Origin of the sequence: Chryseobacterium luteum (genome assembly GCF_000737785.1) — a bacterium.
Classification (GTDB): domain Bacteria; phylum Bacteroidota; class Bacteroidia; order Flavobacteriales; family Weeksellaceae; genus Chryseobacterium; species Chryseobacterium luteum.
Map to the genome: position 1 here is coordinate 69,776 of NZ_JPRO01000010.1, position 25,412 is coordinate 95,187.

Genomic DNA, 25,412 nt, shown 5'->3' on the forward strand with positions numbered 1-25,412 from the left:
GTAGTGAGAAACTGTAGAATGCCTAAATACAAGAGATTTAGGCATTTCTATTTTAGAACCATAACATTAAGATTTCAAAATAGCTGAATGGATAAATTTTATAATAAAATGCTACATAAGCTGGAAATGGCAATCAACGAATCGGAAATTGAAACTAGTTACAGTCTATTTTGAACCGACCATCGTTTTTCTACTTCCCACAATTATAATGCGGCAAAGATTATTAACGACCTGATACAAGTGTATATTGAAGACCAAATGAATAATAACAATCAAAAGAAACCGTCTGATTGTTCGTGTTTAAATTGGGCAGAAAATAATACAGCATTAACTGAATTGATCTACGCACTGCATTCGGAGAGTGCATTTGACAACGTAGATATGATAGCTATCGCCAAAACATTTGAAAGTACATTCACTATTAGCTTGGGTGATTATATCACACATTTATGCAACTTAAATCCGGAAAAATAAACCGCACCAAATTCCTTGACAGCCTTAAAGAAAGCCTGTTTAAAAAAATGGATAAAGAGGACGAAATTTAGCAAATTACTTTCCCTGTTAAAATCAGTCTATAACTCTTTTCGTTTATTCTGATTATGAAATGCACCTATTTCAATAATAATCCTCATTACAATGTTTGTAAATCTATTTTGCTCTGTATCATTTTTATTTAATACAGTTCATTAATATTCTTTGGTAAGATCGGTGGCACAATTGACTCTTTCCCATTGATTGTTGCACCTGCGTGCCCAACATTTCTTGCTCCTTCCAGAAAAGGAATTGGGAAATTCAATTCGGGTTTTGAAATCTCATCTAAATAATCAATTTCTTCTTGTGTAAGTTCTACGGTAAAGCATTCAAATTACTTTTTAATTAATTTGAATTAAGGTTCTACCGTTTGAATTTTATACGATAGGTTGATAAAAAATATGCATAGCTGATCTTTCTGAAAGTTTTTCGACAACATTTTTCACATAATACAATCAGCCTACACTCAACTTCAGTTCAATTGCAAATTCACATAAATCACTGTAGCGCTTTTATCATCGTTTTGAATGAGGTACTGATTTAAATTGTTATTTATCAATCATCTAAAGTTTTTGAACAAAGCCTCTTTTAAATTTCATACTGACTACAACATTCTTTCTATCGATCCTCTAGTAAGCAGATCATATTTCAATGACCATCATTCCATATAAGGATACCTGATTTTCTATAGCAAATATATTCCGTTGTTCCTGCGGAAAAAAATCTTTTTGGGTATCCGGTATCCGGGATCCCAAACCCTCCGCAAGAATATTTCAAGCTTTCATCAATGTTCTTTCTTATTGTTTTCAAGGAATTGATTGCAGTTTTCCTTGTGCCTGCCTGAATGGTGATCCGCATAGAAAAAGTCAGAAACCTCTGCAGTTCATTGAAATTTAGATTAAATAATGCAAGGTAATTTTAGGACGATGACGGTTATAGGTTTAAGTTGTGCCCGCTTAAAAAGCACTAATTGTCACCCGAGCACTAAATTAGTTAAAAGTAGAAACTTTCGAGAACCACGGCACCCAGGCATAAATTAAACCTGATGTTGTGTGCATGTCGCTTTTTTGTACTTAGCACGCAGTCTTAGGATTATTGGAGTCGAAGTCAATATATATAGCCCAAAGATTATTTGTAAGAATATTTTGTAATCATCAGAATTTCCTAATCTTTCGAATGTAAATCCGTTCGTATTGATTAGAACGTCAGAAATAATAATGAAGTTAGACGCGATTAGAGCAGGAACGATACTTCTTCTTCTTAAAATTAAGATAATTGTTAAAAAGTCTAAGAAAGTCAGTGAAACCCAATATAAATTTTTCCATGTTGGTACATCTTTATTCAATATCAACCCGTGATTTAATAAGTCAATTACATGAGTGGTAGTCCCAATGGCAAAACCTAAAACATAGATTGCTAGTAATATTTTTATTGTCTTAGGATATTCTAAAAAGTCTATTTTCAATTTATTATCATTTTTTAGTCGAAAGTCTTAATGTCTGATCGGCGTCGATAGTGCCATTGCACACAACGGTTTTGGGCTTTGCGTTCGGGCGGGAAATCGAAGCACAAATCTCAATCGAAGAAATACTGTTGAACTTTGCAGCTTAGCCCACTATTGGAAAACCCATGTTACCTGATGGCATATTTTTCAATTTGTTCTTTTAAGTTGTTTTTTACATTTTCTTCCCATTCGTCTTTCAAGATACTCAATTTTATTGCGTCTATAATTTTTCCGTCAGCATCTTTACTAAATTGTCTTAATATCCCTTCAACTTTACATCCAATACTTTTCATAGCGTTTATACTTCTTTCGTTTTTGCTATTTGCTCCGAAACCTACTCTTATCATTTGTAGTTTGTCAAAGGCAAACTCTAAAAGAAGATATTTACAGTTTTTGTTTAGTCCAGTTCCTTGAAATTTTTTTCCATACCAAGTAAACCCTATGTCAAGACGTTTAAATTCGTTAGAGATTTCGTAAAGTCGTGTCATTCCTACATATTCATTATTTCTTTTGTCAAAAATAATAAAAGGGTAATGATTTTTCTCTTTAAATAATTTTACTGCTGTGTCAAAGTAGGTGTCAAAATTTTCTTGACCATTTCCTCCATTAATATTGAACTTCCAAAGTTCAGGTTCATTAATTGCAAAGTTTATTAGTTTTTCTTTGTCTGAAACTTCCAAAGGTCTTAATAAAACACAGTCGTTTTCTAAAATATATTTTTCTGTAAAGTCAAAATTCATAATTTTCAATATTAAGCGGTATTTGGGAATGCTTGCAGGTAACGGTTTTGGGCTTTGCGTTCGGGCGGGAAATCGAAGCACAAAACTTCAATTTTGCACTAAATTTCAATCGAAGAACTGAACTTGAATTTTGCACTTCAGCCCGCCTGACGCAAAACCCGTGTTGGCGGTAGTTTTATTTCTCGTTGGCATCATGAAAAAGTTGCTCTTTGTCGTCATAGTAATTAGGGTTGTCGGGAATAATTCCCTTGTCAATTGCTTGTTGATGTAATTCCGGTGTCAAGAACAGTACGAATATACTTTGGTCCATTGGTGGTATAATATAAAAACGCTTATTGCAATTTTCTTTTGTCAAAATTTGTTGATTAATAAAATTGTCTATAAATCCGTCTTCTATCCAATCGTTGGATGGTTCAAAATCTTTGATAGTGTAATGATAACTATTTGAACTTGTTGCAAGGTCAATTTCTCCATTGTCAAACCCATGAATTGTCTTGATTTGGATATTTGCAAGTTTCAGGTAATCCTTTGTTAGTTCCAAATATCTTTCCATGTCATCGTAGCCCTCGCTGTCGTGCCACAAGTTTTCAGCTATGGAATAAATACAAAGAATTGGCAACTTTTTATGTTCATTTAAATATTCAACAACCTCTTCACGCTTTAAATTTGTTTGCTCAAACCAATGCAATTTGTCGAGTTCAGCTAAATATTTATCAGCACCTTGCCGAATTAAAAGGTCATACTTGCCCAATGATGTGTCTGCCATATTTTTTGAACTGTTAGTCTTTTTATTGAAATTATTGGGTTCACTTTTTTTATTGTTGCAACCTGACAAAATTATCAGCAAGGTTATTATAAAGGTCAATCGTTGAATAGTTATCATGGTCGTCTTAAAATTACCGCCAAAGTTTCGGGACTTGGCGATGGTGGTCAAATCGAAGCCGAAACTTTCAACTAAACTACAAATTTTAATCGGAGCACAAAAAGTGAATTTTAGATTTTCTGCCCGCTATTGCCAAACCCTTGTTGGCAGATGCGCCTATTCCTTCGCTTGTTTTTTTGTTTCGATAAATTTAGTAATCAACCGACAAAACAATTTATAATTCGTAGCGATATTCACTTTCCTATTGCAAACGAAAATGATAGTTGGATTTTTAGTTATCATCTATCGTAATAAAAACCAATTTTTTGTAGTTGGGATATTTCTCTTTGTTGATGATTATTTTCGCAAAAACGGGACTATGTTTCCCTGTCGGTGGGCAAGGCTTCCAGAATTTTCTTTCCCAATGAATTTTTATCGTATCGTTGCTTTGCTTAGCATATAATTCCTCAATTTTAGGGGTAAAACATCCGCCTCCCATACTAAATAGATAATCGGCATTTTGGGTATAGTATTTTTCATAGCTGACTTTGCTATGGTTTGTTGTGTCAACTATTTCTGCATTTAAAGCATCCTCATAATTTTCAACAGCTTTAAAATCATTGGTGTAGTTGTGCGTAGTTTCTTCTATTGTAAATTCGGAAATGTTTTTATTGCACGAAGAGATAAAGGATATTAATGCTACAAGTAACATTTTTTTAATTATTGGCATACTTTTTTTCATCGTGTTTACTTTCGTTAAATTTAGAAATATTTTTGAATGTCTAGCAGTTTTTTGTCAGAGTAGAATAGAGGTTGTCGGAACAGTTGTCAGAAACGCGATTGAAAATTTCGTTAAGTCAGCGTTTTTTTCAGTCCGATAGAAAATGAATGCAGACCTCTCAGCGCAAAGAATTTTGGTCTGGATTCAGTTTCTTTTAAGATTCAAGTTTGTCCAATATTTAGAACCGTTGTTTTTATGCCGGATTTTCAATGGCGTTTCTGACAACTTATTTATATACGCTACAATGTAGCGCATATCGACCCTAAATTAGATGGCTTTGCGTTACTTTGCGTTTTCACAAATTTATAAAAACAGTCAGTATAAAACTGATGTTTAATGATTTTAATTGGACCATCGTACTTTTTTTGTGAAGTTGAATGATAGGGTCAAAAATTTCTTCCAGGCTTTTCTCTATGATTTTAAATTATGTGGATAATAGATTTGTCGTCTGGATCATATTTTATGGATCTGAGGAAAAGTATTCACTAATCCTATCAAAAAGTTTTATTCGACAATACTGTTCCCGTTACATATTCAACTTACACTCAAACTCAGGCCATATTCAAATAGACATACATCATCATTGTAGATGTTTATCATTGTTTGAAATGAAGTGCTGAATTCAACTATTATTCTCTTACAGTTATAGCTATTGAACCAATTTCTTTACTTTTAAAACCTCCACAAAATTCTTTTTATTGACTTTTCATAATAATGTAAGTGTGGAAAAACAGTTCTACGCAGTACTTGGAGCAGGACATATGAAATTCAATATTGTCAACGAAATTAAATTGAGCTATTCAAGAAAGGGAAATTGTGAAAGTTTATATCATCGTCAGCGGATGCAGTAGATGTTTTCAGGGAACATTTTGATGCGGATGAAATGGATTACAGGGAATACTTCTTTGCATTGTACCTGAATCAGGCGAACAAGGTGTTGGGCATCAAAAAAATATCGGAATGCGGAATCTCTTCAATATGTTTTACTGTCTTGTATCTATCATATTAACAATGAGTTAGGGGGAAAACCGGAAAGAAAGTGAATTATCACCTCTTTCCGGTCTTGTAGCCATAACCGAAGAAATATCGAAATATTTAATTGAAGATTTAGAGAGAATTTCTACAATTTCACAAATAAATAATCCTGTATAAGGAACTTGACAGGACTCTATTCAAACCATTTATTAGCGGATAGCCAATACCAATAAAGATGTATGATTACTATACTTATCAATCCTATGATTTTAGCAAGACCTCTTAAATCGTCTTCTCTTTGCATTATATAAATGTTAGAAAAGTGAATCTAGTGGGGCAGTTTAAAGATGAAAATGATATGACATTTAGATAGAATGAAAGGCTTCCGTTGGCGTTGAAAATTACCGGCAGCTTTTGTTATTGCTCGTAAAAGCTTTAAATAAGGATTGTTTTTTGATTAGTTACAGTAATAGTTAGTATTCCTTTCATAAGTGTTATCATGGGGTGTAACGAGCAATGTAATCTTCCCCAAAAAGAGGATCATTTAAAAATATAGTTTTTAAATTTGGAAGACTATGAAAAACAGTAAATTTTCAGAAGTTCAGATCATCAAGATTCTATCTGAACAAAATCAAGGAAAAACAGTAAATAATATTTGTCGTGAACACGGCATCAGCCAGCCCACATTTTACAAATGTAAGAGTAAATATGGAGGTTTGAATGTGCAGCAACTCTCCAAAATGAAGGAACTTGAAAAGGAACTTTCGCAGTACAAAAAAATCGTAGCGGAACTTACGCTGGAAAATGTGGTGATGAAAGATGTGATCGCAAAAAAGCTTTAACACCTTCCGAGAAGCGGGAACTGTTTGTTTATTCCGGATCGGACACGGGATAAGCACTCGGAATGCGTGTAGACTTTTTATCATAAACAGTTCGGTATTTTATTACAAGAAAAAAGAAAAACAATAACAATGATAAGATTCGGGATGAGCTGGTTTTGCTCGCAGAACAGCAGTCGAGCCAAGGTCACTCGATGGGAGGTGTCAGCTGTTAAAATTAAGCTACAGTATTGCGTTGAATACCGTAGCTTTTAATGTCTCTATTTATTGTGCTGCTGTGTAGGTACTGTAGTTAGCTGGCACCCAAACATAACTATTATCTTCTGCCCGAATTCTGCCGATGCCTGGATAAGAAAGGTGGTCGGCGGCTACTAAATATCCTTTTTGTGCCGCGTCCTGAAATGCTTTTTTCCGTTGTGCCGCTGCAGCAGACGGGTTTACATCATAAACAATAGTAACCGCTGGGTCTGCAAACTGTACGGCTGCAGCGTGCATAATATCGCCCCAGAATAACAACTTTTCGCCTTTGCTTTCCAATGAGAAAAAGGTGTGCCCTGGAGTATGTCCGGGACTGGCCAGTGGCAATATGCCGGGTAGTACCTGTTTACCATATTCAAATATTTTTACCTTACCAGCTTTCAGGTAAGGCCCAACGGTCGCTTCGGCTTGTACAAAATAATTCTTCAAATTTTCCGGCGCTTTGCGCTTGCTTTCCGCTGTCAGCCAAAAATCAACTTCGGGCTTGCTAATATAAATGGTGGCGTTAGGAAACGCCAATTTCCCCTTATCCATTAATCCACCGGTATGATCGATGTGAATATGGGTGATCAGAACTGCGCTAATTTGCTCAGGCTGATAGCCGGCGCGTCGAAGGCTTTCTATCAAATGCCCAAGTGTAGGTCCGTACGCTTCCGCTGTTCCTGCATCAACAAGTATCAGTTCGTTGCCTTTTTTGATAAGATAACCATTAACAGAAAGTTCTACAGGATCGGATTGGTAATTCAGTTTCAGCAAACGATCAATCTCACCCGGTTTTACGTTGGTAAGCAGCTGATGAAAGTTTTGGGGTACAGTACCATCGGAAAGAGCGATTACCTCGAAATCTCCTACCGGCAACCGGTAATAACCAGGTTGGTAAGCTTTTTCCTGATTTACTGTTTGCGCAAATGTGCTGGAAGTAGTCAGCAGGATGCCGATCGAAAAGATCCCGGCAGCGGTAATTTTTAATAGTGCTTTAGAAGCAAAAAATGCATGTTTCATATCTAATTATTTAATGAAACAAAATTCCAGGATTTTTTTAGCGGCACACAGGATAAACGTCACTTTGATTTTGTGACAAATATCACGTTAACGGCGATATAAACGGCTTAAGGTTTCACGGGTTACCCCAAGATAAGAAGCAATGTGCGTCTTAGAAATCTGGGTAAATAGTTCGGGGTATTGACGAATAAAATGTTCATAGCGGTCCTTCGCACTTCCCATAATCATCAACTGTAAGCGTTTCTGCAATGAAATGTATCCCAGATTTGCCTTTACCTGCAGGAAATGCTCATACTTCCAAGTAGTTTCCCCTAATTTGTTGCGATCCTCCAGTGTGATACCAAGCACTTCACAGTCTTCCAGACAATCTATGTTTATGGTGGCCTTGGTTTCCTTGAAAAAAGCTTCCCGATCTGTCATCCACCAGTCCTCTGCACCAAACTGATAAATAAACTCGTTACCTGTTTCAGGGTCGGCTATATAGGCTTTTAAACAGCCTTTTAATACGAAGTACTCCTGCCTTAAATATTCACCTTCTTGCACTAGGAAAGCATGCTTTTTCAGCTTCCTTGACTTGAAATGTGATAAGATATGGGCAAACTCTTCATCACTCAGCGGGCAAACCGCTTCTATATTTGTTCGGAGTAACTGGGACATAGATAATTTTAACCTGATATTAGGCTATAAAATTAACCTTTTATAGATAATACCAAGCTACAATATAATTTCTAATCTTTTTGCTACCTAGTCAAATCAAATAACCCCATACCAATATTGTATTACCTGCCTGGATTGACTTCAATATATTTCTGGTGATAGGTTTCTGCCGTGTAAAAATTTACCAGTGGTACTACCTGTACCACTAAAGGATTATGGTACTGAGTGACATTTTTTTATCACTTGGGTAAGAACCGGAACCTTATTCCATATATATATAATAAATTCCCGAACGATACTGGGTTCCTATGTCATTTCCCTGCTTGTTGATGCTGTAGGTCAATAAGATAGATTTTTTAAAGAAAACTCATCTCAGACACTACTGTCCGTAAGACCAAAAAGATTTTAAGAAATGCTCGGAGAAGATTCAACCAAGCGCTACCAGAATTTTATGTAAGAAAACAAACACATAGTCCATGGGATATCTCTTGGTGATATAGCCAAATACCTGGATATCAACCACCAATCGCTTAGCAGAATAAGATCCCAAAATAATTAGTTGCTTCATTTTAATTGGTAGCAATTAAAAAGGATAGTCAATACCGTCGTCTAATGGCAATAGATAGCTGTAAAGTTTGAACCTAATGGTACATATCCATTCTATTTAAAATGCTTCTGTTTATTAGACGGAGGAAAAGCTTTTAACCCGTTGGTAGATATCTGCCACTTGACGTGTAAAAGAGCGTATCTTGTTACGCAAAACCCTGAGAAGTAATTGAGTTTGTCTCGAATACTGATTTAATTAGTTCTATAAAATGCCCGTATCCTAAAAAATGGCTATGACAATCACAGGTTTGGCTACGTTCGGCTGATTCGTTAAGCCGACATTTGTACTATATAAAAATCAAGTATATGAAAATTATTATTACAGGTTCTTTAGGACACATCAGCAAGCCACTTGCTAAGGAGTTAGTACAAAAAGGTCATGCGGTAACGGTGATCAGCAGTAACCCTGACAAACAAAGGGATATTGAAGCCATAGGCGCAACAGCAGCGATCGGTTTAATCGAGGACGTGAGTTTTCTGGCAAAAACATTTACCGGTGCCGACGCAGTTTACACCATGCTGCCGCCGTTTAAATTTCAAGAAAATCCCAATCTCGATGCCAGGGAAGAAGCTCGCAGGCTTACCAGCAATTATGTTGCGGCAATTCAGCAATCGGGAGTAAAAAAGGTAGTTCACCTCAGCAGCATAGGGGCTCATACCGACAAGGGAAACGGGTTGCTCGCCTTCCATTTTGTGGCAGAGAAGGTTATGAAGGAATTACCTGCAGATGTATCAATCACGTTTATGCGGCCGGTGGGTTTCTACTACAACCTGTATCAGTTCATGGATATTGTAAAAGGGGAGGGGTTTTTGAAAGGTTTTGTAGGGCTGTTTCTTACGCTTCGTCACTACGGATTAACAGGTTTGCTGCAAGGGAAAAAGGGGCTTATTGTATCCAATTACGGTGCTGAAGACAAAATGCCCTGGGTTTCACCACTAGATATTGCCGCTTCGATATCGGAAGAACTGATATCGACATTTAAAGGGCGCAAGGCACGCTATGTGACCAGTGAAGAGTTGACCTGCAAACAAATTGCAACTATTCTTGGAACTGCCGTTGGGAAACCTTATCTGAAATGGGTAGCCATCAGTGACAAACAAATGCTGGATGCGTTACTAAAATATAAAATGCCTCTAAACCTGGCAAATGATATTACGGAAATGAATGCCAGCCAGCGTAATGGCGGGATTTTGTTTGAGGATTACTACAAGAATATACCGACAATGGGCAAAGTAAAAATGAAAGATTTCGCCCTGGAATTTGCGACCGTTTACAATTCAAAATAAATTAGATTAGTACAAAAAAATGGAACCGTATCAAATGAAAACCATCAGCCAATACCATCAGGTTTTGGGGATAGCCAAACCGGAACATCCTTTGGTGAGTGTCATCAGCATGAATGATTTCAAACCACCGGCAGGGAACAGCCGGATCAGCGTTGTATTCGATTTTTATGTCATCTCGCTGAAAAGAAATTTTGAGGGTACGATCAAATACACCTATGGACAGCAGGCCTACGATTTTGATGAGGGTGTCATGTTTTTCATAGCGCCAAAACAGGTGTTTTCATTTGACGCCGATCAGGATTATAAAAATTCAGGCTGGATGCTGCTTGTCCACCCGGATTTTTTATGGGGCACACCGTTGGCAAAAACGATCAGGCAATATGGGTTCTTTGACTACTCGGCAAATGAGGCACTTTTCCTCTCTGAGAAAGAAGAGACAACTATTGCAGGTATTGCCCAGCTGATCAAACAGGAATATCATGCCAACATCGATAAGTTCAGCCAAGGCTTGATAGTCGCACAAATTGAACTGTTACTCCAGTATTGTGACCGGTTTTACAACCGCCAGTTTTTGACCAGGAAAATCAGCAGTCATCAGATCCTGAACCGCCTGGAAGAAATGCTTGAGGAATATTTTAACAGTGATGACCTGATCCAAAAGGGATTGCCGACCGTACAATTCATTGCAGATACCTTAAATATCTCACCCACCTATCTAAGCGCTTTGCTGAAAGCATTGACCGGTCAGAGTACGCAACAACACATTCACGAAAAGCTTATCGCAAAAGCGAAAGAGAAATTATCTCTTACTGACCTGTCGATCAGCGAAATCGCCTATACGTTAGGTTTTGAACACCCACCTTCCTTCAGTAAATTATTTAAGAGTAAAACCAGTCTTTCGCCTCTGGAATTTCGGACCAAATTTAATTAACGGAAATATCTATAAAATTATGATCGCTTTTTTTACCGTTTTAAGATCCAGAAATGAGCTCTTGTTTTACTTCGGGCTAATCTGCCTTTTGATCGCTGTTTTGATATTGCTGATTGCAAAATTCAGCTATGTTCAGATAAATGGCGCTAACGTCTGGTATAAACCTTTTAAATTCGCTTTGTCGATCGGTATGTTTTGCTGGACGATGGGCTGGTATACCGGGTATCTTGAACTACCTGAACAAGTCAGCATATACAGCTGGACAACCATTATATTATTGGGGTTCGAGTTATTTTATATCACTTTTCAGGCTGCTCGCGGTCAGTTGTCGCATTATAATGTCAGTTCATCCCTTTATACTTCGCTTACTGCGGCCATGGCGTTTGCAGCCATGGGCGCCACTTTGTATACCGGCTATATCGGCATTTTATTTTGTACAGGAGAATTTCCCGAACTCCCCGGCTATTACCTCTGGGCTATTCGTATAGGTGTATTTTTATTTGTCATATTTGCGTTTGAGGGTGCGATCATAGGTGCCAATGGTTCACATAGTGTTGGTGGTTCGGGTGATGAGGATGGTATACCTTTGCTTAACTGGAGCCGTAAATATGGCGATCTGCGTATCGCGCATTTTGTGGGAATGCATGCTTTGCAGGTATTACCGCTAATGGCTTATTATTTGCTCAGAGATATTAAGCTGATTATAATTTTAGGATTAGTTTATGGGGCTTTGGCACTTTTCTGCCTGATACAAGCACTTAACAGCAAACCTTTATTAAGCTTTTCGTAATTTTTCTCTTTCCAGCCTGCAGCAATGGCCTCTAGATCAACCACTGTTTTCACTTTAGCCAGGGCATTGAACACTGAAAGGTAGTTTAATAAAGTATAAGAAAATTAAATTTGCTAATTTAAAAAGTGTAGTAAAATCATCAGGAATATTAATATGAAAGCATAGCTAGATTTTACTATGAACAGGAAAGAAAAATTTACCTTAATCAGGTATATGCAATTGCTTAAGGGAATTTCGAACCGGAAAATCTTGATTAACGTTACAAAGGTGAGTAGTTTTTACGGTTCTATCATTTATTAATTGGAGCTGGTTAATCTGGCTCAACAGCTGGCTTGCAATTGGAATTTATACAACAATTGGAATTTATTTCATTTTTTCCAAGGACCAAACTAGCAACTGGTTAGATAAAAAATGATTTTGATGAAATTGAATATTAATTGTGCTTTAATATGTACTACTGACATAGAGTTGTCACTAACCTCGAGTATCTTTACATAAATAAACTTAACAATATTATGGAAGCGAAAAAACTTAAAATAGTGCCTGAGCACTACACAACAGTAACACCTTGGATTATCTCTCCGTCCTCAGCCAAATTAATTGAATTTTTAAAGGTTGCTTTTGATGCGGAAGAGATTCCTCACAGCAGAATTACAAATGAAGAAGGGACTATCATTCACGTAGTCGTAAAAATTGGAGATGCCTTAGTTATGCTTTTTGATTCAAGAGAAGGCTGGCCGCCGACCCCAAGTTTTCTAAATCTGTACGTCGAGGATGTTGAGGATGTTTATCAAAAATCAATTAACCTTGGAGCTAAATCAGTAACTGACATAACTTCTTTATGGTTTGGAGAAAAGGTTTGCAGGATTATCGATCCATTTGGAAACTTGTGGTGGATAAATCAACGCATTGAAGAAATTGATTTTACCAAACCCGAGGAAATTGGACGAATAGCTTCTACTCCGGAAGCAGTACAAGGTATTTCATATATTCAAAAATCTTTGGATGAAGCTTTAAAAACACTGAAACGATTTTTTGAAAACAGATGAGAATTATCTTAATGAGATGGCGATCTGGCTAACGCAAAATATAACCAATGTAATTAGAGTAGATTTGTTAATCAAAGCAAATGCATTCTGCCACTTCCAAATGGCTCACTACTGATTATGAAAGGTTTCATCTATTGCTTACTTTTGGTGCACTTATCTCACCTACGGATCCGATAGCTGTACTGCCTATTGTAAAAAGCATTTGAGAATAATATCTGTAAATAGGACTTCACTGCTAAAAATCCGCTACTACGCCAAGCCACAATCATTAGCTGCAAATAGCAAAAATAATTGCTTAGATTCTTTCACTAATAAGTCACAATATTTTAGACAATCTATTTAATTCAAAATTGGGTTTGGTCCTATATTAATTATCGGTTGTAATTTTCTTTTTGTGATTTGCACCCCATTGAGACAAAGCAGTAATAATATCTTTCAAGGATTCACTGTATTCGGTAGGAATATATTCAACAATAACGGGAATTTGGTCGGCGAACACTTTTCTTTCAACCAAATGGTTCACTTCTAATTTTTTCAATTCGCTTGACAGCATTTTTGAAGAAATACCTTTTACGGTTCGCTGCAATTCATTGAATCTGCTATTTCCGCCCAAAATTCCAATCATTACTCTTATTGTCCACCTACCGCCAAGAACAAATATGGCGTCTTCGGTTGCAGATATACGATTTGTGCATTGTAATGGTGAATATTCTAATTTACTTGCTGCCATATTTTTTTAATCTACTAACCAAAACGTTACTACTTACTTTTTGTAAACTACTGTATTTTGGTTAGCAAATGTACATAACTTTGTTAAATAAAATTATTTAAAAAATGAAAGCAACGAAAATCGTGTATTACGTTACAACTGGAATCATTTCCGTAATGATGCTATTTATCGCGTTTGAAACGCTAACAAAACCTGAAGTCAAGGTGTCGATGGAACATTTAGGTTTTCCAGACTATTTCAGAATTGAATTGGGGATAGCAAAAATTATAGGTGCAGTTTTGATTTGGCTGCCTGTCCGATTGTTGAAAGAGACGGCGTACATTGGTTTCTCTATTATGTTTGCCTCGGCGACCCTGGCACACGCCGTGGTAGGCGACCCCGTAAGTAAAATTATGACAGGAATAGTTTTTCTTGCCATTTTAATTGTGTCGTATGTGAGCAATGCAAAACTTCAGGAAATAAATAGAAATAATTAATAAACTAAAAAATAAAAATTATGATTTTAGTAACAGGAGCAACCGGACAGTTTGGTTCAAAGGCAATTGAACATTTGCTAAATAAAGAAGTAAACCCTTCAGAAATTTCAGCTCTAGTTAGAGATGCCGGTAAAGCAAAGAGCTTAATAGAGAAAGGAATACAAATAAAGGAAGGCGATTACACCAATTATAATTCGATGGTAAAAGCTTTCCAGGGTATAGATAAATTATTGCTGGTGTCAAGCAACGATAGAGAAGCAATTGAGAACCGTACAGTGCATCACAAAAATGCAATAAAAGCCGCCAAAGAAGTAGGAGTAAAACATATCGTTTATACATCTTTTGTAAGAAAACCAGGATTTGAAGATTCAGCCATCGCAGATTTTCAAAATTCTCACCTTGAGACTGAACGTTATTTAAAAGATAGCGGAATTAACTATACAATTCTTCAAAATGGAATATATGCCGAAATGATACTTGCTTTTGTAGGTGATAAAGTTGCAGATACTAAAACCATCCTCTTTCCTGCAGGTGAAGGAAAAGCAAGCTGGGTTCTTCGTGATGAATTGGCTGAAGCTGCAGCTCACGTTATGGTAACCGAAGGCCATAAAAACAAAACCTATACGTTAACAAATACAGAATCTGTTGATTTTAAATCATAGCTGAAAATATTTCAGAAGTATTAGGTAAAAAAATTGAGTACAAATCTCCTAATGTTACAGAGTACAAAGCTATTTTGGAAAAGGCAGGTATTCCAGAAATGTACATCGGTATGTTCAATATGTGGAGCACAGCTTTAAAGCAACAAACAATGGACAAGGAGGATGACAGCTTAATGATTTTTTTAAATAGAAAACCAACCTCTGTAAGCCAATTTATAGAAAAAATTTACAATTGATTTATTGCTATTTAAATTTTGCAATAGTCGTCAAAATAATAATTTCATGGCCTATTTAGCTTTTAAATAACTGCAGCTAACAATAAGTATAAATAATTTCTTTATTTTGCGCTTAACCAAAGGTCTTTGCAAGTTTAATACGTCTAATTTTCCTATGAAAATCCTCTCAGGTAAAACCGGAGCTATTCTTATACGAGAACGTTGTGCATCATAAGAGAAACAGCCTTAGAAAAAAATAAAAGAGAATAAATATGAACAGTCAAATTCAGGAATTAATTAAAAAAGCGTATTCTGCTTTTAACTCTCGGGACATAGATGCTGCACTTTCGACATTTCACACGGAAGTAGAATGGCCAAAAGCATTTGAAGGTGGTTACGTACGTGGTCAAGAAGATGTCAGAAAATATTGGACAAGGCAATGGACAGAAATAAACCCGAATGTTGAACCAATCGGATTTATTGAACGACCCAATGGAACGTTTGAGGTATCAGTTCTACAAAAAGTAAAAGACCTGAAAGGCGATCTAATATTTAATGGAATCGTAAAACACATTATCACGATTCAGGATGATTTATTTCGAAGAATGGATATTGAACTTGAATAGAGCAAAAAGTAAGGACGCACAACACCGTGTATATTTAATTGTTTTAGTCGTTGCTCATTTGGAAAATTCCTGTATAGTAAATTCGGTGCTTAAAAACGAAAGTAATCTTACACATCAACATTAGCGGCAACTTTGAGAATGACAGAATTTGAAAAATACATAATATCATACTTTTGAATTGTTGAAATGAGCGACTTGAGCACAATAAACTTTTGGTAACATCGAAGCTAAATCATAAGATACCATGTTATTATTTTGTTAATTTTTTTTTATTTGTAGTTTAAATAAGACTTTTTGGTCTAAATTTGAATTATTAAATTAAACAATGAACATAAAGGGAAAGGCGGAAAGAACGAAGCAGTTTATCATTGAACAGGCGGCACCCATATTCAATTCTAAAGGAATTGCAGGAACAACTATAGATGATATACTGGCCGCTACAAAAATGGCGAAAGGTGGTATATACGGGAATTTTGAAAACAAAGAGGCGATTTCTATAGCCAGTGTAGATTTTCTCTTCGGTAAAATGTCTGCTAAAGCGTATTCTGTTATGTCAAAAGAGACAACAGCAGTTAAAAAACTTTTTGCGTTCATTGATCTTCGTAAAAATCCGCTGGTTCCCTTTATCGAAGGCGGATGTCCGATATTGAATTTCGGTGTAGACTCGGATAACACAAATCCAACAGTTAAAAAAAAGGTAAAAGCTATGATCGAAGGCTCTATGGCCTCTTTTATTGATATTTTAAAACAAGGTATTGCAAACGGAGAATTATCAGATAAACTGAAGCCTGAAGAGTATTGTTTAAAAGTACTGGTAATGCTGGAAGGAGCAACTCTGATTTCGAGAGTAACCGATAGTGTTAAGCCTATGCACACAGTCATAAAGATGCTTAAATCGGAGTTGAAATCTTTTGAAATTAAACATAATTAATGAACTTATGGTTTAAATGATGGAATCAGGAAAACCATTTTTTTTAATCAAAATAAGACCAAAAAGTCTTTTAATGTTAATCAATCTAATAAATATCAAATATGAATCGCAAAAACTTTGTAAAAACTACAGCACTTACTGCCTTAGGCGTATTTTTAATCAATCCTTTGGAGGTATTAGCAGAAAAAACAAATCCAATAAAAACAAATCAGATGAAAACAAAAGATCAATTAAAGGATATAGAGCTACCGGAAGGCATACGCGAGCGTTATGTTACCGGAGTCAACGGACTGACAGTACACGTATTGGAAGCCGGTTTTGAAACACCGAAACGCCCTGCAGTACTTCTGCTGCACGGATTTCCGGAACTTGCGTATAGCTGGCGGAAAATAATGCTTCCATTGGCCGCTGCGGGTTACCACGTGATCGCTCCTGATCTCCGTGGCTATGGCCGTACAACCGGATCGGACAATTCTTTTGATGGAAATTTTGCCTCTTTCAGGACACATCAACTTTCTCGCGATGCTTTGGGTTTGATGATGGCTATGGGGCAAGATTCCGTTTACGCTGTAGTTGGACACGATGTGGGTGCGACGGTAGCAGCCTATTGTGCTCTCGTTCGACCAGATTTTTTCAGATCAGTTGTTTTGCTAAGTTGTCCCTTCGGTGGAGTGCAACCTTTACCTTTTGGCGTTGGAGCACAAGCTTTACCGAATTCACAACCGGCAGTACCTGTAAAAGATCCACTTGCATCACTACCAAGGCCCCGCAAAGACAGTACCACCTATTTCTCATCACGCAACGCCAATAATGATATGCTGAACTGCAAGCAAGGCCTGCACAATTTTCAGCGGGCTTACTTTCACGTGAAGAGTGCCGACTGGAGCCATAATAAACCATTTCCACTTACCTCGGGAACGGCGGAAGAATTCGCTAAACAGCCGATGTATTATGTTTTGGATCTTGATAAAACAATGCCAGAGGAAGTAGATCCTTTTATGCCTTCGCAAAAAGAAATAGCCGCTTGTAAATGGCTTACAGATAGAGACCTTGATGTCTACACACAGGAGTTTAAACGTACCGGTTTCCAGGGCGGATTAAACTGGTACCGCTGCACCACGATTGGATTAAACAGGTCTGACCTCGAACTTTTTTCGGGTCACACCATAGATGTGCCATCTTGTTTTATTTCAGGGACCGCTGACTGGGCAACATTTCGTCCGCCAGGGGCATTGGAACAGATGCAGCGCAAGGCCTGTACAAAAATGCAAAGCTTTCACATCATTGAAAATGCGGGCCACTGGCTGCAACAGGAACAACCTGAACAACTCACTGGATTGATTGCTGATTTTTTGCAGCACATTTAATAGACGGTATATTATAAGCCCTAGGTAACGATAAGTATTGTGGTTATTGGGATTGTTTACATCAATTACTTTAATCGAACCCATTGCTGCAAAATGAAAATTGTATTGAATAAGACAACTCACGTCCTTGCTCATTTTTAACTTTACATTATGAAGGATTGTAAAGGAATTAAAAGTCTTTGCTTTTATGGTCATTGATCACAGTGTAGAAGACCTTAATCTGGGTCTGACTAAAAAGCAGCAGCATCCTGTTGATTTGCCGCCAAGACATAAGGTATTTTTAAACATTGATCTTAAACAATGCGGACTTGGCGGTGATGATATGGAGATAAGCACTTACTTATTGCAGTTTCTTATTGCTTTTTTATTTATAACAATATGTCTATCAGGGTATTGTCGTATTGAGTGAATCTCTCGCCTGATAGCTATTTATGAAATTCTTTGAGAAACAGCAAATAGCTCCATTGGTCTACTCCTGCCTTTAAGCTGGGTTTCTCCAACCGATGTTATGGCATAGCTCGCAGGGAGATGAAGTACCTTAACGAAGTCTTCTGATATCAGGAGGTCTGCGCCTAACTGATTACAAAGTCCCTGGATCCTTGCCGAAGTATTGAGTACGTCGCCTGTAAAAATGATTTCCTTTTTTAATGATCCAATTTCGCCAGCAGTCACCTTACCATAATGCGCTCCCGCTTTGAAGCCCGGTAAAAAGCCAAATTTGCTGTTGTACTTTTCAGTTTGTTTTTCAAGAGCGGATTTCATAGCGAAAAAGCATTCAATACTATTGTTGTTATTTCGCCCATCTTTCAGTTTCCAGGATATAATCATCTCATCACCGGCGTATTGATAGATTGCACCGGCATGGTCAATAACAGCACCAGACAGGTCGACAAAATATTCTTTTAACATTTGGAAATATTTAACATGGCCTAGATTTTCAGCGATTGTTGTTGAAGACTTCATATCCACGAACATAAATATTCTTTCTTCCTCTAAAGGATGATGATACTTACCCAGAAAAAAATTATTCAATGTGCCAGTACCAATACTATCGCTAAATTCAGTGTAAAATTGTGTAATCACCACTATCGAAGAGATGTAAAGTAAAATGCCGATGACAGAGTAGCTGGTAAAAAATGTCCAGATAGGTGATGATAACTTAAAGAAAGACTGCTCATCATGCGCAAATAACGCATTGACAAACGAAAGTACGATCAGGAAAACAATGAAAATGACCAGATACACAACTGACTTAAATAAAATCTTTCTGGTAAAGCTATCTGTAATAAACTTCTTACTGAAATAACTGATCTCCAGAATACCAGTCAATAATCCCATTATCAAGCCACCGGCAGGAATTGCCAAAATATTTCCTGCGAAATCATACTTGACACCAGATGACGGGTAATGATCAAGATTTCCGAGCAGACTTTTCTCCAGCACGGAATATAGCAGGCTAAAAACAAACCATATCATTCCGAAAGGAATGATTCGGGTAATATTTCTTCTGGTTTTAGGTGACAGCATAGGTTTAAAGTAATGGAAATTTACGAAAATATTATCAGCTAGCTATATCTTTAAGATCTTTGATCATTTCTTGACTTATCAGAAAATGCATTGGCAATTTATAGTTATCATTAAATTTGTTTTTTATCAGTTGTAGAACTGAATGCGGAAGCAAAAACGCCATATGACAAGTTTTCTTATGTCGCCTTAATGGGCGAACTGGAAAGACGATGAGTTTGGGATAAATTTTATAACCTTTAAAAATGAAAAATTCCTAAGAGCGAACCTGTCCGTAAAAGAACTGATACTATTCCCTTCCTAAATGCCATGCTACCGTTTCTCTTATGCCATCGATGTAAGAGGTCGGTTTAAAGTTGAACGCTTTTTCGAACTTAGCCGAACTGAAATGAAGTGGAAATTCATTTTGGTAATTCATCTCATAAGCCTCTTTCATAAATGGGTTGAAATAACCGAATATTTTCAATAAGATCTTAGGCAGTACAGTAACCTTATCCGAACTTTGCATATTCTGTGCTGCCAATTTAATGAATTGCCTTGCCGTCATCGGGGCTGCAGACGGCAGGTGCCATACCTGACCGAATGATTTCTCGCTGGTAGCCAGGATATATAGTGCTTCAGCAGCATCCGGCGTATAGTTAAAAGACCGTGGCACGTCGGCATTAATGAACCATTGCGAACTGTTTCCTTTCTTCATCCTGTCAAATACCATCAGGCCTGCAAAGCTTTTTTCTATTACCCTCGGTCCATAAAAATCAGTTGCCCTTGCAATAGTTGCCTTTATCGTTCCGGCTGCCATTTCCTGCAGCAGCATACGGGCTACGTCTGCGCGGACCCGTCCCTTTTTACTTATATAATTGTATGGGGTATCCTCGGTTATCACGCCATCAATCTTACCATACATATAAATATTATCAAAAAAAACAAGTTTTGCACCCGTAGCCTTACAGGCATTGATTACGTTTCGCATAATAACGGGCCATTGTTCCTTCCATATTTTTGCGTTATACACGATCCCAATGGTAAGATAGACAACATCCGAACCGAGTATGGCAGAAAGTACCTCTTCAGAATTAAGCGCATCGGCGGTTATAGATCTGTGCCTTCAATATTTTGAGGTGTTCTTGAGACGAGCCTGATGTTTACATTGTGCTTTTTTAATACAGGTATAAGTTCGGTAGCGATGGTACCATTGGCACCTAAGATGGTGTGGGTCATAATTTTAAGATTTAGAATATTATTTATTTCTAAAGCAAAACTACATCACGATTGTTTACGGCCATTGTAAGAAAACGAACCTCCCAAAGTATCACTAAAAATTATTCAATTACGTCCAGGCTCTTAGGCCCCGAGCCCACGGTAAAAAATTCTTTTCCCTTTAAATCTTTTATAAACTGTTGCGGTGTTGTACCCAAAAATTGCTGAAAGTCTTTAATAAGATGACTTTGGTCATGGTAATTAAATGCTGTTACGATCTCAAACATATCGGGCATTTTTTCCTGGGTATTGGTAAGTTGGGCAATAACCATTTTAAATCTTAAAAAACGCAGTAATTCCTTAGGAGAATAACCGGCATACTTCTGAAACCGAATCTGGACGGTACGCTCGGTTAATTTGGCGTCCGATGCAATGGCTTTCACCGGATGGGTTGCAGGGTTATAAAAGTAATGCTCGCCGTCAATAAGTGGCTGGACAACAGCATCCATCTCACGTATATAATGCGCAACGTAATCAGCAATTATAGTCAATCTGGCCTTGACATCAGTAATCTCGGAAAGTGTTTCATATAGCTCATGCCAGGAATACTTACCAGTCAGTTCATCAGGATTATAAACCGTCTGTCCATCAAAATTATTAAGCGGTACATTAAAGAGACTGTAAAATCCGCTTAATCTAAAATTCACTACTATTGAGTCAGCCCCTTCATTAAGCTCATAATTAAGCATCTGTTTTAGCGGACCGATAACTGAACAGCCCTTTTTGATTACTTTGGTTGAGGATGAATTGTTGAATGATATTGGAATGGATGTGCCAAAATTAAACAGCAAAAGCATCTCAAGGCTTGGAGATAAATGCTTTATTACCGGCGCTCCACCATTATGATATATATGGTAAAAATGGCTGATGACAGCATTTAGGCTTCCATCAACCGTGTATAGCATACCGTTCTTATCTTCCTGTTCCATTATTTACAGTATTAGACAGCTTCTCTCTTTGGCAATTCGTCTATTATTACTATTACTTTAAGTTCTCAACTGATATCATTTAAGTATTGTTCGAATTGCTGTGATAAATATACTGATTATACTCCAAAATCGTTTCTACATATTTAAAGATCAATGTGTACATTATTAACTATATGTACCACAAATTTCAATGTTCGTTAATGCAAATTACTGGCAGTTATCAATTTATCACGAAATGTATCATAATTTACTGTTATCATTTTTGACGTTATGGTGAAACTGCAATTTTTTGAGACAAAATATATTTCGTCCGCAAATGGGAAATCATCTCATCAGAATGCTCTTTTCGTAAATATTTACCTTTATACAATTGGTAAACAGGATTTCCATTATCATCAAAGGTAAGCCTTTCCACAGACTTTATTTCTTTTGGAATATTTCCGCCAAACCAAACCTCATCAGGTTTTTGCTTCCAGGTAATTTCATACAAAACTGCATCCTTACAGTATTTTATCGAATCTGTTTTCATTGCATCTTCAAAAGCAACTGAATTTCCATACAATGTAGACATCGTTTTTTCTTTAGTCTGAATGGATGATGTAATTGGGTGAAGCAGCAACGGGTTTATCGGCAAGTCACCCAGATTTTCGACGGAAGCTTGTTTGTTAATGAACTGTATATTTTCTTTCTGACAGGAAAACAATGTCCATACGAGTAAACTATAAAACACTATATTTTTCATTTCTGAATTTTTTTAAGTTGAGAAATAAGATATAAAGGTGAGGTAAATGTATAATCCCTGTTTTTCATTGGCTTATGGCATTCAATACATTCTTTATCAAAATCCGGCGAATCGCCGTAAGGTTTCAAATCCGTTCCTTTCCATCTTCCCCAACCCCAACCTTTGGTTTTTGCATATTTCCGGGAATCTTTTACCATCAGTTCCACCTGTACAAAATTCCCTATGCTTATATTTCCGTCGGCATTCACATTTTCTTTCCAGGCGGCTTTTGCAAGAACGGCTCCATCCGGCCAAGGATTGATATTTTCATTTTCAATAGCTTTTACAGCCACATCATTTCCGTAAATAATCCTCATTGTTCCATTATCGAAACGGTCGGTTGTACTGATAGCTTTCCAGTTTCTGAAACCCGGAACATAAGCCAATCCGTTGGGTGAATTTTTAACTTTTTGATTGAACTTAATCTCATTCTTTAAAGATTTAGAAGAGCTTTCCGATGGTTTTCCGGGAGTTAGGGATAACGCATATTCTTTCAGGGTCTGAATATCATTTTCTGATAATCTTGCAGAAGAATGAATTGCTGCATAATCCGGAAGCGGCATTTCTCCGGAAAGAATTTTGTTTACAGAATAATAGATAGTAGAATTTTGCTGTGGTTTCGGTAAATCATTGAATTTGGAAAAATCCAATGCACTTCTACCTTCACGGATGTGGGAAGCCACCAGGTAATTGGCGGGGGTAATTTTGTCGTACCAACGCCAATTGGTTTGCGAAGAATGACAATCGAAACAGGAATATTGTAAAATGGCATTTACATTTTTCGGAACTCCTGCAAGCGGTTTCATTGGAATTCCTTTATCAATTTCTTCCGGACGGAAAAACTGAATCAAAATAAAAACAGCCAATAAAGCAATGATAATTTTATTATATACCTTCATACACTCAACTTTTAGATGATGAAACAAAGTTACTGCAAATCAATGCTTTTCATTATAATAAAATCAGTGAACAGGTAAAATCAAGCCTTAAAAAGGAATTTTAATGGCTGAACAGTCAATGCAATTTCTACAAAAAACGTAATTTAGATTCATTAATATTTTAAAAAGTGAAAAGAGACCAATTGTACCTGCTGACTTTTATTACCATTAGCATTTTAATTTTAATATGCAGTTTCTTTTCGTTTCGGTATCTGTACCAGTCCTCAAAAAACGACTTGCTAAGCAGCAAGTTAGAATCCGGAAAACGAGAATCTCGTGAAGTGGGAAAACTTTTGGAATTGCAACTAAGAGAAGGGATTTCTCCTGAAAAAGTAATCCAAAACCTGCAAAACAGTATTGTTAATACTGATACGCAAAGTGGTTTCATCTGCATGTACAATACTGCAGGAATCGAACTTTGTCATCCAAACCCTGCTTTGATTGGTCAAAAAATAGATGAAAATAATTCCCAGTTCCTTTCGGAAAAAAATACGTTTTCTAAATTCCGCGAAATCCTGACAAAAGGAAAAGGAAATACCGGAATTCGAAATTTCCCGGAATCTGAAAACCGAAGTTCCGAGATTGTGAGTGTTTATCCTGTTTCGGGAAGCAATTGGATGCTCGCTTCTCACGCCAATATAGAAGTCCTAAACCAGGAAATATCAGCTTTGTATAAAAATTTTCTGCTGACCTTTTTGGTGTCTTCTTTTCTGCTTTTAGGAATAAGTTTTTTTCTTATCCGATTGATTTATAAAAACTTTGAAAAAGAAAAAAATAAAGAAATCAATAAATTGAATCTGGAAGTCAACACACTTTCTGCGTTGAATCAGCAACTGAAATACCAACAGGAAAAATTAATGGCAATTCAGGAAAGTAGTTCTGATGATGAAGCCGAAATGCAACCCACCAGAAAACGCATCAACATTTATCATAAGGACGAGCTTATCTCATTAGAAGTTTCTGATATTTCGTACTTTGCAATAGAAGATAATTCAGTGATGATTTGTACCGCCGAAAACAAAAAATACTATTCTGCAAACAGCCTTGACGAGATTGGAAAAACCTTGGAAACGGAACATTTTTATAGAGCAAACCGTCAATTTATCATTAATATCAAAGCCATTAAAAACATTCTGATTTATGGGAAAAATCAGCTGAAAATCATCATAGAGCCGGAATCGGAAGAGAATATTATTATTAGTAAAAATAAAGTAGCCGACTTCAAAAATTGGCTGGAAAAATAAAGAGATGGAATTCCGATTACTTGTTTTTTATACTGTTGCCCGATTGCTGAGCTTTTCTAAAGCATCGGAAGAGCTTTTCATCAGCCAGCCCGCTGTTACCAAACACATCAAGGAACTGGAAGCCAAATATAAAGTTGCACTTTTTGAAAGAAGCGGAAACCGTAATGTAGAGCTTACCGCAGCCGGAAAAATCCTGCTGAATTATGCCGAAAAAATGAAACAGCTTTCCCGGGAATTGGGTTTTGAACTGAATCATCTTTCACAAAATTTCTGTGGTGAACTGAGAATTGGGGCAAGTTCCACGATTTCGCAATATGTAATGCCCCGGTTTTTGGCACAATTTCATCAAAAATTTCCTGAAATCAAAATTCGCCTGACCACAGGAAACAGTTCGGAAATTCAACAAGCACTGTCAACGAAAGAAATCAATCTCGGAATTATTGAAGATTCCGGAAAAATTCCGGAAATCCATTATGAAGATTTCCTGGAAGATGAAATTGTATTAATTGGAAAAAACTTCAGTACCGGAATTTCTAAACAAACCATCTCTGTAAAAAATCTTATGGATTATCCGTTGGTTCTGCGAGAGAACGGTTCGGGTACATTAGAGGTTATTACAGAATATCTCCTTAATAATCATATCAAAATTTCACAATTACAACTGGAAATGCAGTTGGGAAGTACAGAAGCCATCAAAAATTATGTACTCGAAAGTGATTGTCTGGCAATGGTTTCCCTACATTCCGTATTGAAGGAACTGAAAGAAAGTACCCTGAAAATTATTGAACTGAGAGAAGGGAAAATCCTTCGGAAGTTCAGGTTTATTGAGCTTCATGGTCAAAATGATGCTTTATCAAAATTCTTCAAAAACTTTCTCATAAGGTAATGTTTTAATAACTTTAAGTTATCAATCATAACTA

The 25,412-nt window shown here is 36.7% G+C and carries 27 protein-coding genes and 2 pseudogenes; 15 read left to right on the forward strand and 14 right to left on the reverse strand.

What is annotated here, in order from left to right; all coding sequences use genetic code 11:
• Nucleotides 1-234: 234 nt before the first annotated feature.
• Nucleotides 235-545 (forward strand): annotated as a pseudogene (locus tag IX38_RS22355) (RteC domain-containing protein).
• 1,618 nt (nucleotides 546-2,163) lie between these two features.
• Here the strand turns inward: IX38_RS22355 and IX38_RS12095 are convergent.
• The 3 genes from IX38_RS12095 to IX38_RS12105 all read right to left on the reverse strand — a co-directional run bounded on the left by IX38_RS12095 (nucleotide 2,164) and on the right by IX38_RS12105 (nucleotide 4,349).
• Nucleotides 2,164-2,775 carry a GNAT family N-acetyltransferase gene (locus IX38_RS12095; protein ID WP_034705321.1) on the reverse strand — a complete coding sequence of 204 codons (612 nt, stop codon included), beginning with the start codon at nucleotides 2,773-2,775 and terminating at the stop codon, nucleotides 2,164-2,166.
• Between the two features lie 175 nt (nucleotides 2,776-2,950).
• Nucleotides 2,951-3,541, reverse strand: a complete 591-nt coding sequence (locus IX38_RS12100) for a hypothetical protein (protein WP_131368676.1) — start codon at nucleotides 3,539-3,541, stop codon at nucleotides 2,951-2,953.
• Nucleotides 3,542-3,929: 388 nt separating this feature from the next.
• Entirely contained in the window at nucleotides 3,930-4,349 is a 420-nt protein-coding gene (locus IX38_RS12105; protein ID WP_131368677.1) for a hypothetical protein, read from the reverse strand.
• Between the two features lie 952 nt (nucleotides 4,350-5,301).
• On the opposite strand from IX38_RS12105, the gene IX38_RS22360 reads away from it, so the two are divergent.
• Nucleotides 5,302-5,427 (forward strand): MPN domain-containing protein, encoded by a 126-nt coding sequence (locus tag IX38_RS22360; RefSeq protein ID WP_262483448.1) that lies wholly within the window; start codon nucleotides 5,302-5,304, stop codon nucleotides 5,425-5,427.
• Between the two features lie 541 nt (nucleotides 5,428-5,968).
• Nucleotides 5,969-6,235, forward strand: coding sequence for a transposase (locus tag IX38_RS12110; RefSeq protein ID WP_034705326.1), 267 nt, complete (start codon nucleotides 5,969-5,971; stop codon nucleotides 6,233-6,235).
• Between the two features lie 261 nt (nucleotides 6,236-6,496).
• On the opposite strand, the gene IX38_RS12115 is transcribed toward IX38_RS12110, so the two are convergent.
• From IX38_RS12115 to IX38_RS23460, 4 genes and pseudogenes are all read right to left on the reverse strand, one after another.
• The gene (locus tag IX38_RS12115) at nucleotides 6,497-7,492 is read right to left on the reverse strand and encodes an MBL fold metallo-hydrolase (protein ID WP_034705329.1); all 996 of its coding nucleotides are present in this window, start codon (nucleotides 7,490-7,492) and stop codon (nucleotides 6,497-6,499) included.
• A gap of 87 nt (nucleotides 7,493-7,579) precedes the next feature.
• Nucleotides 7,580-8,149: a Crp/Fnr family transcriptional regulator gene (locus IX38_RS12120; RefSeq protein ID WP_034705330.1), complete on the reverse strand. Its 570-nt coding sequence runs from the start codon at nucleotides 8,147-8,149 to the stop codon at nucleotides 7,580-7,582.
• 122 nt (nucleotides 8,150-8,271) lie between these two features.
• A pseudogene (locus IX38_RS23455) lies at nucleotides 8,272-8,364 on the reverse strand (peptide-methionine (S)-S-oxide reductase); the annotation flags it as partial.
• 47 nt (nucleotides 8,365-8,411) lie between these two features.
• On the reverse strand, nucleotides 8,412-8,492 hold the full coding sequence (locus IX38_RS23460; protein WP_394331187.1) for a peptide-methionine (S)-S-oxide reductase: 81 nt from the start codon (nucleotides 8,490-8,492) through the stop codon (nucleotides 8,412-8,414).
• Between the two features lie 569 nt (nucleotides 8,493-9,061).
• On the opposite strand from IX38_RS23460, the gene IX38_RS12125 reads away from it, so the two are divergent.
• The 4 genes from IX38_RS12125 to IX38_RS12140 all read left to right on the forward strand — a co-directional run bounded on the left by IX38_RS12125 (nucleotide 9,062) and on the right by IX38_RS12140 (nucleotide 12,812).
• The gene (locus IX38_RS12125; protein ID WP_034705332.1) at nucleotides 9,062-10,042 is read left to right on the forward strand and encodes an NAD(P)H-binding protein; all 981 of its coding nucleotides are present in this window, start codon (nucleotides 9,062-9,064) and stop codon (nucleotides 10,040-10,042) included.
• Nucleotides 10,043-10,061: 19 nt separating this feature from the next.
• Nucleotides 10,062-10,973 (forward strand): helix-turn-helix domain-containing protein, encoded by a 912-nt coding sequence (locus tag IX38_RS12130; protein ID WP_034705334.1) that lies wholly within the window; start codon nucleotides 10,062-10,064, stop codon nucleotides 10,971-10,973.
• A gap of 19 nt (nucleotides 10,974-10,992) precedes the next feature.
• Nucleotides 10,993-11,763 carry a hypothetical protein gene (locus IX38_RS12135; RefSeq protein ID WP_034705335.1) on the forward strand — a complete coding sequence of 257 codons (771 nt, stop codon included), beginning with the start codon at nucleotides 10,993-10,995 and terminating at the stop codon, nucleotides 11,761-11,763.
• Nucleotides 11,764-12,278: 515 nt separating this feature from the next.
• Nucleotides 12,279-12,812 (forward strand): VOC family protein, encoded by a 534-nt coding sequence (locus IX38_RS12140; RefSeq protein ID WP_034705336.1) that lies wholly within the window; start codon nucleotides 12,279-12,281, stop codon nucleotides 12,810-12,812.
• A 367-nt stretch (nucleotides 12,813-13,179) separates the two neighbouring features.
• On the opposite strand, the gene IX38_RS12145 is transcribed toward IX38_RS12140, so the two are convergent.
• The gene (locus tag IX38_RS12145) at nucleotides 13,180-13,542 is read right to left on the reverse strand and encodes a winged helix-turn-helix transcriptional regulator (RefSeq protein WP_034705337.1); all 363 of its coding nucleotides are present in this window, start codon (nucleotides 13,540-13,542) and stop codon (nucleotides 13,180-13,182) included.
• Between the two features lie 104 nt (nucleotides 13,543-13,646).
• Here IX38_RS12145 and IX38_RS12150 point away from each other — a divergent pair, with 104 nt between their 5' ends.
• From IX38_RS12150 to IX38_RS12175, 6 genes are all read left to right on the forward strand, one after another.
• Entirely contained in the window at nucleotides 13,647-14,018 is a 372-nt protein-coding gene (locus tag IX38_RS12150; RefSeq protein ID WP_034705340.1) for a DoxX family protein, read from the forward strand.
• Nucleotides 14,019-14,038: 20 nt separating this feature from the next.
• Nucleotides 14,039-14,680: an NAD(P)H-binding protein gene (locus IX38_RS12155; protein ID WP_228377944.1), complete on the forward strand. Its 642-nt coding sequence runs from the start codon at nucleotides 14,039-14,041 to the stop codon at nucleotides 14,678-14,680.
• Between the two features lie 487 nt (nucleotides 14,681-15,167).
• The gene (locus IX38_RS12160; RefSeq protein WP_034705343.1) at nucleotides 15,168-15,521 is read left to right on the forward strand and encodes a nuclear transport factor 2 family protein; all 354 of its coding nucleotides are present in this window, start codon (nucleotides 15,168-15,170) and stop codon (nucleotides 15,519-15,521) included.
• A 325-nt stretch (nucleotides 15,522-15,846) separates the two neighbouring features.
• On the forward strand, nucleotides 15,847-16,452 hold the full coding sequence (locus IX38_RS12165; protein ID WP_034705344.1) for a TetR/AcrR family transcriptional regulator: 606 nt from the start codon (nucleotides 15,847-15,849) through the stop codon (nucleotides 16,450-16,452).
• A gap of 101 nt (nucleotides 16,453-16,553) precedes the next feature.
• Nucleotides 16,554-17,819, forward strand: a complete 1,266-nt coding sequence (locus IX38_RS12170; RefSeq protein ID WP_228377945.1) for an alpha/beta fold hydrolase — start codon at nucleotides 16,554-16,556, stop codon at nucleotides 17,817-17,819.
• Between the two features lie 187 nt (nucleotides 17,820-18,006).
• Nucleotides 18,007-18,228 (forward strand): hypothetical protein, encoded by a 222-nt coding sequence (locus IX38_RS12175; RefSeq protein ID WP_034705346.1) that lies wholly within the window; start codon nucleotides 18,007-18,009, stop codon nucleotides 18,226-18,228.
• A gap of 20 nt (nucleotides 18,229-18,248) precedes the next feature.
• Here the strand turns inward: IX38_RS12175 and IX38_RS12180 are convergent, their stop codons facing one another.
• The 6 genes from IX38_RS12180 to IX38_RS12200 all read right to left on the reverse strand — a co-directional run bounded on the left by IX38_RS12180 (nucleotide 18,249) and on the right by IX38_RS12200 (nucleotide 23,209).
• Nucleotides 18,249-19,346, reverse strand: a complete 1,098-nt coding sequence (locus tag IX38_RS12180; protein ID WP_034705348.1) for an adenylate/guanylate cyclase domain-containing protein — start codon at nucleotides 19,344-19,346, stop codon at nucleotides 18,249-18,251.
• Nucleotides 19,347-19,632: 286 nt separating this feature from the next.
• Nucleotides 19,633-20,313: an NAD-dependent epimerase/dehydratase family protein gene (locus IX38_RS12185; RefSeq protein WP_084680261.1), complete on the reverse strand. Its 681-nt coding sequence runs from the start codon at nucleotides 20,311-20,313 to the stop codon at nucleotides 19,633-19,635.
• Nucleotides 20,314-20,432: 119 nt separating this feature from the next.
• Nucleotides 20,433-20,561 (reverse strand): hypothetical protein, encoded by a 129-nt coding sequence (locus IX38_RS23360; protein WP_262483450.1) that lies wholly within the window; start codon nucleotides 20,559-20,561, stop codon nucleotides 20,433-20,435.
• 101 nt (nucleotides 20,562-20,662) lie between these two features.
• A complete protein-coding gene (locus IX38_RS21960) occupies nucleotides 20,663-21,529 on the reverse strand; it encodes a helix-turn-helix domain-containing protein (RefSeq protein ID WP_051884687.1) in 867 nt (288 codons plus the stop codon).
• Nucleotides 21,530-21,797: 268 nt separating this feature from the next.
• Nucleotides 21,798-22,271 (reverse strand): hypothetical protein, encoded by a 474-nt coding sequence (locus IX38_RS21965; RefSeq protein WP_051884690.1) that lies wholly within the window; start codon nucleotides 22,269-22,271, stop codon nucleotides 21,798-21,800.
• The gene (locus IX38_RS12200) at nucleotides 22,268-23,209 is read right to left on the reverse strand and encodes a heme-binding domain-containing protein (RefSeq protein WP_034705349.1); all 942 of its coding nucleotides are present in this window, start codon (nucleotides 23,207-23,209) and stop codon (nucleotides 22,268-22,270) included. The genes IX38_RS21965 and IX38_RS12200 overlap by 4 nt, the downstream gene beginning before the upstream one ends.
• 338 nt (nucleotides 23,210-23,547) lie before the next feature.
• Between IX38_RS12200 and IX38_RS12205 the strand changes: the two genes are divergently transcribed.
• Together IX38_RS12205 and IX38_RS12210 are read left to right on the forward strand one after the other, a co-directional pair.
• Entirely contained in the window at nucleotides 23,548-24,492 is a 945-nt protein-coding gene (locus IX38_RS12205) for a LytTR family transcriptional regulator DNA-binding domain-containing protein (RefSeq protein WP_228377946.1), read from the forward strand.
• A gap of 4 nt (nucleotides 24,493-24,496) precedes the next feature.
• Nucleotides 24,497-25,378 (forward strand): LysR substrate-binding domain-containing protein, encoded by an 882-nt coding sequence (locus IX38_RS12210; protein ID WP_034705353.1) that lies wholly within the window; start codon nucleotides 24,497-24,499, stop codon nucleotides 25,376-25,378.
• The last annotated feature ends 34 nt before the right edge of the window (nucleotides 25,379-25,412 follow it).